This is a genomic window from Longimicrobiales bacterium, assembly GCA_028823235.1.
Lineage (GTDB): Bacteria > Gemmatimonadota > Gemmatimonadetes > Longimicrobiales > Gaopeijiaceae > UBA2589.
In genome coordinates this window covers 162,382-176,180 of sequence record JAPKBW010000002.1, presented here as the reverse complement: position 1 = coordinate 176,180, position 13,799 = coordinate 162,382, and the positions used below count along the sequence as shown (strand labels likewise).

13 protein-coding genes and 1 pseudogene are annotated in these 13,799 nt (G+C 61.6%); 6 read left to right on the top strand and 8 right to left on the bottom strand.

Annotation, left to right across the window (positions count from 1 at the left end):
- Positions 1–94 precede the first annotated feature (94 nt).
- The 5 genes and pseudogenes from OSA81_01610 to OSA81_01590 form a co-directional block, all read right to left on the bottom strand.
- Positions 95–769 (bottom strand): hypothetical protein, encoded by a 675-nt coding sequence (locus OSA81_01610; GenBank protein ID MDE0897690.1) that lies wholly within the window; start codon positions 767–769, stop codon positions 95–97.
- A gap of 166 nt (positions 770–935) precedes the next feature.
- Positions 936–1,313, bottom strand: a pseudogene (locus OSA81_01605) (redoxin domain-containing protein).
- Between the two features lie 15 nt (positions 1,314–1,328).
- Positions 1,329–1,580 carry a hypothetical protein gene (locus OSA81_01600; protein MDE0897689.1) on the bottom strand — a complete coding sequence of 84 codons (252 nt, stop codon included), beginning with the start codon at positions 1,578–1,580 and terminating at the stop codon, positions 1,329–1,331.
- Positions 1,581–1,658: 78 nt separating this feature from the next.
- Positions 1,659–2,672 carry a cyclase family protein gene (locus OSA81_01595; GenBank protein ID MDE0897688.1) on the bottom strand — a complete coding sequence of 338 codons (1,014 nt, stop codon included), beginning with the start codon at positions 2,670–2,672 and terminating at the stop codon, positions 1,659–1,661.
- Positions 2,673–2,718: 46 nt separating this feature from the next.
- A complete protein-coding gene (locus OSA81_01590) occupies positions 2,719–3,210 on the bottom strand; it encodes a metallophosphoesterase family protein (protein ID MDE0897687.1) in 492 nt (163 codons plus the stop codon).
- Between the two features lie 104 nt (positions 3,211–3,314).
- Here OSA81_01590 and OSA81_01585 point away from each other — a divergent pair, with 104 nt between their 5' ends.
- From OSA81_01585 to OSA81_01570, 4 genes are read left to right on the top strand one after another with little or no spacing between them, the layout of a single operon-like run.
- On the top strand, positions 3,315–4,274 hold the full coding sequence (locus OSA81_01585) for a PhzF family phenazine biosynthesis protein (protein MDE0897686.1): 960 nt from the start codon (positions 3,315–3,317) through the stop codon (positions 4,272–4,274).
- 31 nt (positions 4,275–4,305) lie between these two features.
- The gene (locus OSA81_01580; protein ID MDE0897685.1) at positions 4,306–5,079 is read left to right on the top strand and encodes a carboxypeptidase-like regulatory domain-containing protein; all 774 of its coding nucleotides are present in this window, start codon (positions 4,306–4,308) and stop codon (positions 5,077–5,079) included.
- Positions 5,080–5,108: 29 nt separating this feature from the next.
- The gene (locus tag OSA81_01575) at positions 5,109–6,095 is read left to right on the top strand and encodes a polysaccharide deacetylase (GenBank protein MDE0897684.1); all 987 of its coding nucleotides are present in this window, start codon (positions 5,109–5,111) and stop codon (positions 6,093–6,095) included.
- Position 6,096: 1 nt separating this feature from the next.
- Positions 6,097–7,209, top strand: coding sequence for a VCBS repeat-containing protein (locus OSA81_01570; protein ID MDE0897683.1), 1,113 nt, complete (start codon positions 6,097–6,099; stop codon positions 7,207–7,209).
- On the opposite strand, the gene OSA81_01565 is transcribed toward OSA81_01570, so the two are convergent.
- The 3 genes from OSA81_01565 to OSA81_01555 form a co-directional block, all read right to left on the bottom strand.
- Positions 7,187–7,384, bottom strand: coding sequence for a hypothetical protein (locus OSA81_01565; GenBank protein MDE0897682.1), 198 nt, complete (start codon positions 7,382–7,384; stop codon positions 7,187–7,189). The genes OSA81_01570 and OSA81_01565 overlap by 23 nt on opposite strands.
- A 324-nt stretch (positions 7,385–7,708) precedes the next feature.
- Positions 7,709–10,894: a hypothetical protein gene (locus OSA81_01560; protein MDE0897681.1), complete on the bottom strand. Its 3,186-nt coding sequence runs from the start codon at positions 10,892–10,894 to the stop codon at positions 7,709–7,711.
- A gap of 173 nt (positions 10,895–11,067) precedes the next feature.
- Positions 11,068–11,241: a hypothetical protein gene (locus tag OSA81_01555; protein ID MDE0897680.1), complete on the bottom strand. Its 174-nt coding sequence runs from the start codon at positions 11,239–11,241 to the stop codon at positions 11,068–11,070.
- Positions 11,242–11,918: 677 nt separating this feature from the next.
- Between OSA81_01555 and OSA81_01550 the strand changes: the two genes are divergently transcribed.
- The gene (locus OSA81_01550) at positions 11,919–13,319 is read left to right on the top strand and encodes an aminopeptidase P N-terminal domain-containing protein (protein MDE0897679.1); all 1,401 of its coding nucleotides are present in this window, start codon (positions 11,919–11,921) and stop codon (positions 13,317–13,319) included.
- Entirely contained in the window at positions 13,316–13,798 is a 483-nt protein-coding gene (locus OSA81_01545) for a cupin domain-containing protein (GenBank protein MDE0897678.1), read from the top strand. Before OSA81_01550 ends, OSA81_01545 begins: the two co-directional genes overlap by 4 nt.
- The last annotated feature ends 1 nt before the right edge of the window (position 13,799 follow it).

Sequence of the window (13,799 nt, the reverse complement as noted above, 5' to 3'; positions counted from 1 at the left end):
GTTACGGTGAAAGGTCGGAGGCGAATTCCAGCTTGCCGACCACGCGTGTCGGGGCCTAGGCTCGACGTCCTTCGCCCGGCAGCGTGATCACGAGTCAGGCCGTATCCGTCCGAGAGCGCCACGCGCCCGCGAGCCAGCCCACCACGACAAGACCCACAGACCCAACACCTACCAGAAGCAGACCCCTGATCCAGCTGTTTGGCACGAACCCTCGAGTGACCATGAAGAGCGCGAGGCCCGTGGCGCCACCCAGGCCCCAGCCGAGTTTCTCGACAATGTGAGCCCCTGCCAGAAGCGCTGGCGAGGAGCGCCGCCCCAGCACCATGGACGCCGCATTCCAGATGCGATCTGCGTCCCAGCAAAGCAGGTAGGTGAAGGACACGACCATTCCCGCGCCGATGTACACGGTGTTGTGGAAGCCTACGCCCCAGGTGATGAGGAAGATGCTGACCGCGATCGGAAGGGCGAGGATAGCTCCGACCGTCGCGGTCGCAGGAACCAGCAGCATGACGGCTGCGGCGATCTGCGAGAACCCGATGAAATGCCACCACGGACCGGTCTGATACATGGCTTCGAAGAAGAATCCGACCGGGTCCGTCACCGGCAAAATGGTAAATCGGTTCCCGGTCGCCTTGACCAGGCCGGTCGGGATGAATGCCATGGCCAAGAGAATCCGATTCATCAGAGTGAACCGGGAAAGCCATGGCTGCGAGCGCGCCCATGCGTGCGCACCTGCGAGGGACTCGGGAATGGGTTGGGGTGTCGTCATCACACTTCCGCCGAATCTGAGCGTGCCGTATTGCTATGCCTGACGTAACCCACCGAGGTGAATTTCGCCTCTTCCCCGACTGCGAGCGCAGGCGGATATCGATGTCGGCTGCCTGCGTCGCGACCTAGCCGCTTATCCTGGTGACGCACACAGAGTCAGGGCGTCTTCATGGGATCGCCTGAAGGATCTCAGACGGTTCGGGGCGCTGCGTATAGTCCGGATGGACAGAGGCGTAGACCACAGTCCCGTCCGTATCAATGACACAGGTCGCAGGAATGGGGAGTTCCCATGACTGGTCGCCGTTGAAGCGGGAGAGGTCGATCTTGAGTCTCTCTGTATAGAGGCTTCGCAACTCGGCGCCGAGTTCAAAGGTCAAGCCGTAGTCGCGCGCCACACCGAGGCCGAGATCGAGGAGTACCGGATATTCGACACCGTCTTCCTCGACCCACTTCCGCGCATACGGTTCGAGCTGAGGGGAGAGAGTCAGAAGGGTGGCTCCCTTCTTGGTGAATTCCGGCAGCAGTTCCTGGAGAGCAACCTGCTCAAGGTGACAGTAGGGTCACCAACGGCCCCGAAAGAAGCTCACGATGGCCGGACCGTCCTTGAGCACGGAGCGCAGGCGCACAGTCTCCCCGTCGAGGTCGGGTCGCGCGAACATCGGAGCCGTGTCTCCCTGTTTCACCACCGACTCCATGATCGGCGATGCTGCGAGCTGTTCGGTCGCACGGTTCATGATCGTGGTCGCGACCGGATCTCGGGCGGCGTCTTTCTCCGCGCGGAGGTCGGCAAGGGCCTGTCTCAATGTTGGCATGAGCTTCTCAGGAGAGGAGAGGAGGTGGGGGGGAATCGAAAGACTGCAAGCATACTCATGCTCGCAGCAGAGTTCCTCCTATTCGAACATCACGATCGGGTTCAGAGGTGAGCCCGACGCGCCTACCAGCCGGAGTGGCGAGGCCATAAAAAGGAACGTCCAACGGTTGCGCTCGGCAGCCGCTTCGGCGACCGCCGCGAGGTCCAGATTGTCGAAGAGCGGCATGCCCATCGCCACGATCGTGACCTGATGCAGGGGATCACCCACACCTTCGACAAGGGAAGGTTTGCGGTCGTTCGCGCCATCACCGCCGAGAGCCGCTACTCCACGCTCGCGGAGCCACCTACCGATAGATGGATGAGGTCCCGCTGACGACTGGCGGACCGACCAAGGTCCCAGGGCTGCCTCTCGAGCCCACCGCCCCGTGCGAATAAGGAGGACGTCGCCTTCCGAGACCTGTATCCCGGTCCTCGCCTCCCATGCCTCCAAGTCCGTGACCGTGACGACATCGCCAAGGTCGAGATAGTCGACGCCTCGCAGGCGCGGGATATCGATCAGAACCGCGCGAGTGACAATCCCGTCACTCATGTTCTCGACCCCGAGACTGCTGGCTCCCTCGGTCGACACCGTCTCCAGTCCGAATCCGTTGTAGAACGACCCATCGAAGGCGAAGTGTGACAGGGCATCGAGATGCGAATAGGCGTATCCGTGGTAAAGAATATCGACACGGTCGAGCGCGCCTGATGCCGGATCGCCCATGAAGGGAATGTGCTCGACCTCGAGCGGACGGATCGCGTTCTCATCAGGGCCTGCAATCAGGTCATGCGCCAGAGACACGGTGACCCCGTCCACGACCAGATCAACCGCTGCAAGTCGGTGTGCTGGAGTGATCAGGTTGAGTGTGCCCAACTGATCATCTGCACCCCATCGCCCGTGATTCGACACCTCCGCCATCCAGGCCCGGAGCACATCGGCGGACACGGTTTCGTGGGGGTCGAGTTCCTGGGCCTGGAGCGGTTGCGCCGCCGAGACTACGAGCACGGTGAGAAGGAAGACGCTCCGCCAGCTCCTCACGTCACTGGACTTCGTCATCTGCTGCTCTCCTTCGCGAATATTCTTCCCTCAATGCACCGCGCCATTAGGGGACCTCGCCCAGATCCAAAATCTCCGCCGTGACGTTGCCATCGTCATCGATGGTCAGTCGTCCCACTGTGACCGGCAGTGAAAACCTTCGATGACCGGCCGCGCCCGGATTGAAATAGAGCACGCCCCCTCGCTCCTCGATCGCCGGTCGATGCGAGTGACCGTGGATCACGACCCGCATGCCCGCCTCACCCGCGTCGAGTTCCAGCTCCGCTAGGTCGTGGAGGACGTACGCGAGCGGTCCGCCCGCATCACTGCCCTCGGGCCCCAGTGAGACGACCTCCGAAACCGGTAGAGACTGGCCGAACGGGCCGTAGTCCGTGTTGCCACGTACAGCGTGGACCGGTGCCACCTCAGCGAGTCGCTCGAGAATTTCCGAGTCCCCGACGTCACCGGCGTGAATGATCACCTCGCTCCCTGCGAGCGCATCAAGTGCTTCTGAACGGAGAAGTCCATGCGTATCCGAGATCACGCCGATATGACGCATATATGATTCCTCATCCAGGCCAGTTTGACACCCGTTGCACGCGGGGTGAAGGGTAAGACAGGTTGGGAGGCTTCCGCCCGACACCGCAACAGCGACTGAACGAAATGAATCTTCCTTTTCATACCCTCGACGTCTTCACGGACCGAACCTTTGGCGGAAATCCGCTCGGCGTTTTCCCCGATGCGGCACACCTCCCGACCGCGCTGATGCAGCAGATCGCGCTCGAGATGAATCTCTCGGAGACCGTGTTCCTGGGTCCTCCAGAGACATCGGAAGGCAGCGCTCGGGTACGGATCTTCACACCGGGACGCGAAGTGCCGTTCGCCGGGCACCCGACGGTCGGCGCGGCGATTTTCCTCGCATCCCAGTCTGAGGCACCGTCTAACCTCGACCCGGACGGCAACGGCGACGTTCAGCTCATCCTTGAGGAGAACGTCGGCCCCGTCCCGGTGAAGGTGTGTTTCCAGGGTGGCCGTCCGGTCTCAGCGATGTTCACGACCGCGATGCTCCCGGAGCACCGGCCCTCCTCTCACCCTGTGGCCGAGGTCGCTGCGCTGATTGGGCTCGACGCGTCTGACATCGGCGGAGAGACCCCGGGCTGTGGCCAGCTCGAGATCGAACAGGTGTCGTGCGGACTCGAGTACTTCATCATCCCAGTGAAAACGATGGATGCCGTCCGGCGAACGGTACTCGACATGGCCATGTGGAAGCGTATGCTCGCCGACGCGTGGGCCCACCACGTCTACGTAGTGTGCATGGATGGCGAGGGTAATGGGGTCGACGTTCACGTCCGGATGTACGCGCCGGGGTCCGGAGTCCCCGAGGACCCGGCGACCGGGTCGGCCGCAGCGGCACTGGGCGGCTATCTGTCCAAGGCCGATGGCAGTGAGGAGGCCTCGCTCTGGTGGACCGTCGAACAAGGCATCGAGATGGGCCGCCCGAGCATCATCGAGGTAGGTGCCGATCGGGCGAACGGGGCGACCTCGAGAGTACGGGTAGGAGGCTCAGCCGTTCCGGTAAGCCGAGGCACGATGGCCGTGCCTTACTCGGTATCGGGTGCGTAACCATGCGAGCGCCCACGCGTACACTCACACAATGAATCGTCTTCCTGCCCTCGCTCTGCTAGCGGCGCTCCTTCTTGGGTCGCCGGACACCGCGCACGCGCAAACGATTGTCGGGAGAGTCCTGGACAACATCAACGAGGCGGGGGTTGGTGGGGTCGTCGTCTCGCTCATCACTCGAAGCGGCGAAGAGTCCGTCCGCACGCTTACAGACGTTGCAGGAGCGTTCGTCATCGCACCGCAGGAGGCCGGAGAGTATCTCCTCGTTACGCAGGCATTCGGCTACCTCGAGACCCGTTCTCCCCTTCTCGCCCTGGAACTCGAGGGTGAAGCCACGCTCGAACTCATGGTATCGCCGGCCCCAATCGGCCTTGAGGGGCTGGAGGTGTCGGTGGAAGAGGCAGCAGCCGAACAGCTCAGTATCATGGGACTCAGCGCAAACATCCTCGGGCGACGATGGATCTCAAAGGATCAGATTGAGGCTATCCCGGTGAAGCGCGACCTGGGCACGGTTCTGGAGAACACCTCGCAGAACGGCCTCCGTATCGTCCGCCCCGAGAACCTGACCATGGGCAGCGAGAACATGGGCATGTGCGTATCCATGCAGCGGGCTCGGAGAGCGAACGGCAGCAATACGTGCGCACTCGTGGTTCTGAACGGCGTGCCGATTTCAGGAGTCCAGGCGCTCAACATCGACACGGAAGCGATTGAGACTATGGCCGTACTGACACCCACGGAGGCGGTGATGCAGTACGGTACGCTGGCAGCATCGGGCGCAGTTCTGGTCTGGACGCGCGCCGGGAGATAGGCTCAGGGCAACTCGAAAGGAGCTGCTCCATGAAGTCGATGTCGTCGTCCTTCCGGCACCTGTCTGCCGGCCTGTCTTTCGCCCTTGTCGCTCTAGCCAGCGCTTCGCCCGAACATATCTCCGCGCAGAACCCGGCCGAGCCCTGGAATTGGTCAGAGGAGTACGTTCGTGAGGTAGTAGGTCACGTGCGTGCCGGTCGAGATCTGAATCCCGACTCGTGGCCCGGCGGCGCTCGCGTAGCAGTGCTCCTGTCGTACGATGTCGACAACGAAACCGTTCAGGGCCTGCGCACAGGGGACATCAGCATCGGCCCGCTTTCCCAGGGTCAGTACGGCTCACGAGTCGCCCTGCCCCGGATCGTGAAGCTCATGGACGATGAGAACGTCCCTTCGACTTTCTTCTTCCCTGCGTGGAGTCTCAAGCTCGCACCTGAGCAGGCTGACCTGATCCAGGCGTCCGGGCAGCACGAAATCGCCGTGCACGGCTGGATTCATGAGCTCAACACCGCGCTGGACGGCCCGACGGAGGAGCGGCTTCTCAGACAGGCCGTCGACGAGATCGAAGAGATCACGGGGACGAGACCCGTCGGGTACCGAGCGCCGTCATGGAATCACTCTCCGAATACGCTCCGTATCGTGCGTGATATGGGCTTCCTGTATGAGAGCTCACTCATGCACGACGACCGACCCTACGAGCTGCTTCAGGACGGTGAGGCGACAGGGGTCGTCGAGCTTCCGGTCGAATGGATCCTCGATGACGCGCCGCTCTTCAACCCCCGCGGCAACAGCTACATGAACCCACGGGATGTCATGCAGGTCTGGATCGACGAGTTCGACAAGGCATGGGAGGAGGGAACGATGTTTCTGCTGACCATGCATCCCCACGTCAGTGGGCATCGCTCACGGATCGTGGCGCTCGAAGGGCTGATCGATCACATGAAGTCCAAGGGCAGTGTGTGGTTCGGCACGCACGAAGAAGCCGCGCGCTACGTCCGCGAGCAGGCAGGCATGAACTAGAATGAGATCCACGTACCAGCTCGCGATTCTGATTTCGCTTCCGGCGTGCCTAGCCGCCCAGGAGCGCTCCTTCGTCTCGACGGACCGCAACGTCCTCGGTACTGCTGAGGACCTCACCGCGTCCGTCGCCTTCGTTGATGTAGACGGAGACGGCGACCGCGACGCCATCTATGCGAACGGGCGTCACTGGGCTCAACTCAACGAGGTCTACCTCAACAACGGCGCAGGACAGTTCACGGTGGGCTACGCGCTCGGACCCGAGAAGGCCACGACGTATGCCGTCCCCGCCGGAGATCTCGACGGCGATGGCGACGTCGATGTTGTCGTGGGGAATGACCGAGCGGAGAACTGGGTGTACCTCAACGACGGGAACGGGCGATTTTCTTACGCCTGGGACGTCAGCGGAGACGTCGAGCCGACCCGAAGTGCTCAGCTGTTCGACATGGACGGCGATGGCTCACTGGACGTCCTCGTGACCAACCGCGGCACAGCCAATGGTTTCTACCTAAACGACGGCACGGGACACTTCGGTCCAAAGCGGACGTTTGGTGACCCAGACGGTTCGACCATCGCGGTCGCACTCGGTGACGTCGATTCCGACGGGGATATCGACCTGGTACTCGCGAACCGAGACGGACAGGCCAACCAGATTCTGTTCAATGATGGCAATCTCGGTTTCGCGGAGGTCCGCGAGTTCGGCACCGGGCACGACGAGACCCGATCCGTCCTGCTCGAAGACCTGAACGGCGACGGACGAGTCGACATCGTGGCCGGAAACATCGGCGAGCCGAACGCCGTCTATCTCGGTCATGGCGACGGAACTTTCGAATCAGGTGTCGCGTTCGGGCATGACGAGCAGACTTATATGAGCGTGGCTGCGGACCTCGATGGAGACGGCGACCAGGACCTTGTGATCTCGAACGTCCGCGGACTCAACGCGGTCTATCTGAATGACGGCAGTGGGACCGGCTGGACAGAAGTGTGGCTGGGTGAGGAGGAGAACTCGAGCTATGGCGTATCCGTCGCCGATCTGAACGGCGACGGACTCCCTGAAATCGGTTTCGCCAACTCAGGCGCCATTAACCGGTTGTTCATGAATACCCGCCCGCGCTGACACCGTATAGCAGCGTGCCGAGGTAGCTGCTCAATAGGAAGGTGAACCCCAGGCCCGTAACAGCCGAGACGACGAGTCGCATCGGCGTCGATTTTCCCTGCGCCACCAGCTCCCACTGGGCGCCGGGAATGTAGAACTTCAGATTGACCTCCGTGGTCAGTCCATTATGGGTCACGTCGCCAGCCACACCGACCACGACCACAGTCGCAGTCGCACCACTATGTAATGTGGCTCCCTGTGCTGCTCGCGAAACGCCTCCACCAGCCCTTGAAGCGATCCCTGAACCGCTTCGGACAGGCGTGGAGGAGCAGCCGATCAAGGCACTCCGAACGGGGTCGGCAGATCATCTTGCTCCGGCACCCGACAACAACAGACCTATCTCCCTTCGATGTGACACCAAGGGGAACGGTTAGAATCGATGACTGACCCATACACGAACGGCCCCGACCACAGAGGTCGGAGCCGCTCGCTCCATCATATCCTGCCGAACCGTTCGGCTCTACATAACCATGCAACCTTCCGGCTGCGCACAGCTCGGATCGATCGCCGGCAGGTCGAGTCCACCCAGGATCGCGTTGACCGCTGCGAGTTCCTCTGACCAGATGATGTCGAGCCGGTCCGTGTAGCCCTGCAGCTCTTCTACCAGAATGTCAAAGATGACAGGCATGTTGTTCCCGGGCCGTCCGTCTCCGCGCTCCGACATCGACATAAGGTTCGCGAGTCGGTTGTTCACTTTGATCGGGAAGTTGAGCGGATCCTGGCCCGCCTGATTCTGAACCTGGTAGATGTTCCCCTCGACTTCGGACGCGCTGCCATCGAGCCTAGCGCCAGCGTCCCGGAGGCGTCGGTCGTCCGACCGCTCGAGTCGGTTCTCGAGCTGGGCTTTCATGTTGCGAACCGAAATTACCGCGCTGTTCGCTTCAGTGACCTTGTCACGCACCGCCCGACCGAAGTCGTACTGAGCCTGCAGGTCCGCATCGGTCACATCAGTAATCCAAGGATTTCCCTGAACCGTGAGAGGCACCGTCTGAGTCGCACCGTTCGCAGTCAACCGAACGGAGTAGGTCCCCGGCGGCACAGCCGGGCTGAAGGTGCGCACGCCCCACAGGATCATCCCGGGAAAGACCGCAGCCGGCTCCGTCCGCAGGTCCCAGTGCAGGTAGTTGAGGCCAGCTTCGTTCGAAAGAGAAGGACCACTGTACCTAGCCTCCGGCCCGCCGCTCGGTGCGTCTTCCACGGCCGGCGTGTAGGTGCGAAGCACATCGCCAGTCGCGTCGAGAATCTCGAGCTGGGCGCCGGGGTCCTCATCGCCGATCCACCAGCTGATCGTCACACCGCCAGCCGACCGCGTCGCGGTCGGTGGCGTAAACAGCTTCGACCCGTCCGCGGTCATTCCCGGCATCATCTCACGAAGCGGGGCCATGTTGTCGAGTACCCAAAAGCCACGCCCGTGCGAACCAGCAACGAGCTCGTTCTCCTCAACGATCAAGTCGATAATCGGCAGATCCGGCAGATTCGGATTCAACGCCTGCCAGCGATCTCCGTCGTTGTATGAGATGTATACACCGCGGTTCGTACCCGCGTAGATAAGCCCGTCACGGCGAGGATCCTCACGCACCACGTGGACGTAAGCGTCGGCTGGAATGCCATTCACGATCATGGTCCAGGACGTGCCATAGTCGGCCGTCCGCCAGATGTACGGTGCGAAGTCATCAAGCAGCGGGCGGCGCACGGACATGTACACCCGACCCGAGTCGAACGAAGACGCATCGATCTGGCTGACACGCCCGAAGTCCGGCATGTCCGTGGGCGTCACGTTCGCCCAGTTCTGGCCGTTGTCGCGCGTGACGTGTACGAGCCCATCATCGGAGCCCGTCCAGATGACATCCGCATCGAGCTTGCCCGGTCCGACAGAGAAGATCGTCGCGTAGACCTCGGGCCCGTTCATGTCGCCCGTAATCGGTCCGCCGGTGTGCTGAAGCGTCGATGGATCAGCGCGTGTCAGATCATCACTCAACTGCGCCCAGGTCCCGCCCCCGTCTTCCGTCATCCAAAGGCGCTGGGACGACGTGTACATCCGGTTCTCGTCGACTGTCGAGAAGATGATCGGGAAGGTCCACTGCCACCGTTCACGAATCTCGATGGCCGGCTCCCCCGAGTAGAACCACGGATACGGGTTTACTTCACGCGAAGTCCCGAGTCGACGATTGAATTTGTCGATGTAGGACCCGTTGTTCGTCCCAGAAAAGAAGACATCGATGTCCTTGGGATCGGGCGCGATATAGCCGGGCTCTCCACCACCCGCGCGATACGCCACGTCCATCGAGCCTTCGGTGATCGAACCGCCATCACTGCCGCCCTGACCAAAGCCCATGCGGGACGCATTCCAGTTGCCCGGCAGGCAGAGTGTCGAGTTGTCCTGCTGAGATCCGCAGACATGGAACGGCTCATGCGCCGTCGTGACCACGTGATAGAACTGGGCCGTCGAGAACTCCTGGTCCGTCCACTTCTCACCGGTGTTCACACTGACCGCACCACCACCGTCATTGGCGACCAGAATATGCGTCGGATCGTCCGGATCGATCCACATGTCGTGGAAGTCGCCGTGCGTGCCGTTGTTGATCGACTCGTACGTCTCACCGCCATCCGTCGATCGGAAGAACGATGTGTTTTGCATGTAGACGACGTCGCGATCCATCGGATCGGCGAAGACGTGTGTGTAGTAGAACGCCCGCTGACGAATCGCGCGGTCGGTGTTGATCAACTCCCAGGTCTCGCCGGCGTCGTCACTGCGGAAGAGTCCGCCGTTGTCGTTCTCGTAGAGTGCCCACAGTCGGTTCGAGTCGGCGCCCGAAACTGCCAGGCCGATTCGGCCCACGAGACCTTCCTGAGGCATTCCCGGTGCACGGGTCATTTCCTCCCAAGTGGTCCCTCCGTCGACGCTCTTGAACATCCCGGAGCCCTCACCACCTGAGGACATCTGGTACTCCTTGCGGTACGCCTCCCACAACGCCGCGTAGAGTACGTCCGGGTTGTTGCGGTCGATCACGATGTCGATGGCACCGGTCTCGTCGTTCCGGAACAGAACGCGCTCCCAGGTATCGCCACCGTCCGTGCTCCGGAAGACACCCCGCTCTTCACTCGGAGCGCTGTACTTCCCGAACGAGGCGACGAAGATGATATCCGGATTCGTCGGATGAATTCGGATCTTCGAAATCCCGTGGGAATTCCTGAAACCGACGTGCTCCCATGTCTCACCAGCGTCGCGGCTGCGATACACGCCATCGCCCGGAAGAATATTTCCGCGAATGCAGGTCTCGCCGGTACCAATGAAGACCAAGTCCGGATTCGTCTCGCTGACCGCCATCGCCCCGACAGATGCCGACGAGATCTGGAAGTCGGTCACCGGGAGCCAGTTCTCCCCGGAGTCGGAGGTCTTCCACAGACCCCCACCGACAGCACCGAAGTACCCTTCGGCAGGGCGCCCCTTCACTCCCGACGCAGTGATCGAACGACCACCACGGTCAGGACCGATGTTTCGCCAGTTGTATCCGGCGAGGAGCGCCGAGTCGAGAACGACGTCGATGCCGCGGTCCTGAGCCTCAAGGGGCTGCGATGGGAGTGCGAATGCGGCAAACGCGAAGAGCGCGACCGCATTCGAGTAAAACAATCTCGAGGTCTTCATGGGATACCGTGAACGGATGAGTGAAACGGTGTGGGAGGGCGCTCCAAGGATTCTACTGCAGGGTCGACAAACCGGCACGGGGTAGGTGCCAACCTCTTTGTGTCGGAATCAGTCCGGCAAACGGTTCTTATGCTTCCGGTGTCCCTCTTCGGCCTATGGCGTGCGTTCTCTGCTTACGCCTTGCACCATTTTTTCGCGATCAACGGGAACTGGGGCAGCGGGACCAGAATCCAGCTTGCCCGAGCCAGGCCGATCGAGCCCGCCCACCCCATCATGATGCCGTAGTCGGTGCCCCACATGTTTTCGACGGATACGAGGCCCGGAAGGGTGCCGAACAGCGAGATCACCCTGAGCGTCGCTTACTCAAGCACGTCGCACTGGCTAATCGCTTGCCCCCGAAGGGATTCCCTCGCAACGGTTTCACACCGCCGTTACTGCGTGACTGGTCTCCGCACAGGTCCCTTCTGCCCTGAGAACGAGAATACGCTTATCAGGAAGACCTCGGACTCCATATACGGGTCAACGATCGACGTTGCCCAGGCGTGTGAGCTAGCCGACCTCGGGCTGCATGGCGCGGGCGATCGCATCCTCGACCCTAGCCTGAGGAGGAGCCTGCACGATGGAATCACCGTCTCGATAGACTCGGCATCTCGGGCCTGCATCGGGATTCCGTTCGGCCCACGGATGAGGGCCGGGCGCGACGTCTTCACCGTTCACCAGGACGGACGGCGACCCCAAGTTTTGCCCGTAAGGCGGGCACCTCGGGTCTTCGCTGTCCCACTCGGTCCAGACCGCAGGGATCTCGGCACTTCGGCAAGCAGTCGTCAAAACGACGCGCGCGAGGTCGACGTTCGGACAGCCGGTGTCATACACGAGTTCGATTTGAAGCTTCAGGGACAGTTTCGACCTCCTTGCAACACCGGTCAGTGCATGACCCGACACCGACGTCCGGGGGGGCTAGCGGGCTCCGAACAACACGCCCAACGTACCGAGGTCCCCTAACCCGCGCCCGGTTTTTTGTTACATGCGATCACTGATCGGCCTCTCGCTTCTCACCTCGGCCCTGCTCGCGGCTCCCTCCGCTGGGGCCCAGGAGCCTGAACCGGCCTCCCCCGAAGCCCCCGAGTTCCCACCTGAACAACGCTACGGCGAGTGGGTGCGCCGGCTCGACTTCCGGCCGCAGGAATATTCGTTCCGGCGTAGCAACATGATCCGGCTCCTTCGCCACACGGGCGGTGGAATCATGCTCGTCCCTTCCTCTGACGGGCTCACGCACGGAGACACGTTCAGGCAGCTCGAAGACTTCTGGTATTATACGGGGCTCGAGGTGCCAAACTCGATGCTCGTCCTCGACGCGGACCGCGACCGAACGGTCCTCTTCCTCCCGAAGACCGACTATCGCTTCGAGAACCCGGGCCGCCGAAACGATTTTCCCGGTCGCCCACTGCTCAATGATTTCCAGCTCCGCGGCAACGCAGGCATGGAAGAGTACAGAGATATCGAGGATCTACCCCGGTACCTAGCTCAGCGTGTGAGAGGCCGCACAGTCCTGCGTGTCAACGGAGGCTCAGGCGGCGCACTGCGGCAGCCAGAGGTCGCGATGTTCGGCGCTCCAGACGCTCTCCAGACCATGATCATGAAACTGCGTGTCGACTTCCCAGAAGCCCAGGTTCAGAACGCGTTCGAAGAAGTGGCTCGGGGACGCATGGTGAAAAGTCGTTATGAGTTGCAGAAAATGCAGATCGCGGCTGACGCCACGAGCCAGGCAATCCTTTCCTCGGCTGAATTGATCCGAGCGGGAGTCGACGAGCGGACGCTACAGGGAGAATTCGAGTCGACGTGTCGGGCGCTCGGCTCACAGACCATCCCTTTCACGCCGATCGTGAAGTCGGGGCCAAACAGTCTCTGGCCATGGCGCGTGCTCGCATCGCACTACGGGCGACGAAACCGTCCCATGGAGTCCGACGAGTTGGTCATCCTCGACGTAGGTTGTGAGATCGACGGGTACATCAGTGACGTGGGACGCACCTTCCCAGTGGACGGAACATTCACTCTGATTCAGAGAGAGAAAATGATGGTGAGTATCGTGGCTGCAGACGCCATCATCGCCGCGATCCGACCGGGCGTGACCTTCGCGGAGTTGACCGAGATTGCGTACGCCGCGATTCCGGATGACGAAGAGAAGTACATGCAGACCCCCTCGTTCTTCGGACACCACATCGGATTGAACGCCGGTGATCCCGCGCTGATCAATGAACCGCTCGAGCCCGGCATGGTCTTCACCGTCGAGCCTTGGTACTACAATCATGATCTTGAGATCGCGGTCTTCGTAGAGGACGTCGTGGTCGTTACGGAAGATGGCGTGGAGGTGCTCACGAAGAGCCTCGCACGCACTCCCGATGAGATCGAGGCGGTAATGCGATGAGCGACAAGAACGGCGAAACCACGGGCAACGGCACGGACACCGGCAACGATCCTGCGGAGCTCAAGGCACGTACCGAGAACGGCGACGGCATCCTCTGCATTCGAAATCCCGACACGCACAGGGGGTGGAACGGCATTCAGTACAAGACCGGCATGTCCGCCAAAAACGTCGGTGCCAGCAAGCTCTCCATGAACGTGGCGACCGTGCCGCCAGGCGCCGTGGCTTATGCCCACATCCATGTCGATTTCGAAGTCATGCTCTTCATCCTTCAGGGGCATGTGCGCCACGAGTACGGGGATAACCTCGAGAAAACTATGGACAACCAAGCTGGTGATTTCATCTTTATTGAGCCCGGTGTGCCCCACGAGGTTATCAACCTCAGCGACGCGGAGCCCGTGATCGCGGTGGTTGCGCGCTCGGACGCATCGGAGTGGGAGAACATCGTGAACGTGCCGTCAATGCGGCGCCCGGGAGACTGAC

What these genes read in the sequence shown, in the direction of transcription:
- OSA81_01580 (MDE0897685.1), top strand. Translation starts at nt 4,306, where the DNA reads ATGAATCGTCTTCCTGCCCTCGCTCTGCTAGCGGCGCTCCTTCTTGGG.
- OSA81_01545 (MDE0897678.1), top strand. Translation starts at nt 13,316, where the DNA reads ATGAGCGACAAGAACGGCGAAACCACGGGCAACGGCACGGACACCGGC.
- OSA81_01550 (MDE0897679.1), top strand. Translation starts at nt 11,919, where the DNA reads ATGCGATCACTGATCGGCCTCTCGCTTCTCACCTCGGCCCTGCTCGCG.
- OSA81_01560 (MDE0897681.1), bottom strand. Translation starts at nt 10,894, where the DNA reads ATGAAGACCTCGAGATTGTTTTACTCGAATGCGGTCGCGCTCTTCGCG.
- OSA81_01590 (MDE0897687.1), bottom strand. Translation starts at nt 3,210, where the DNA reads ATGCGTCATATCGGCGTGATCTCGGATACGCATGGACTTCTCCGTTCA.
- OSA81_01585 (MDE0897686.1), top strand. Translation starts at nt 3,315, where the DNA reads ATGAATCTTCCTTTTCATACCCTCGACGTCTTCACGGACCGAACCTTT.
- OSA81_01575 (MDE0897684.1), top strand. Translation starts at nt 5,109, where the DNA reads ATGAAGTCGATGTCGTCGTCCTTCCGGCACCTGTCTGCCGGCCTGTCT.
- OSA81_01610 (MDE0897690.1), bottom strand. Translation starts at nt 769, where the DNA reads ATGACGACACCCCAACCCATTCCCGAGTCCCTCGCAGGTGCGCACGCA.
- OSA81_01595 (MDE0897688.1), bottom strand. Translation starts at nt 2,672, where the DNA reads ATGACGAAGTCCAGTGACGTGAGGAGCTGGCGGAGCGTCTTCCTTCTC.
- OSA81_01600 (MDE0897689.1), bottom strand. Translation starts at nt 1,580, where the DNA reads ATGCCAACATTGAGACAGGCCCTTGCCGACCTCCGCGCGGAGAAAGAC.
- OSA81_01570 (MDE0897683.1), top strand. Translation starts at nt 6,097, where the DNA reads ATGAGATCCACGTACCAGCTCGCGATTCTGATTTCGCTTCCGGCGTGC.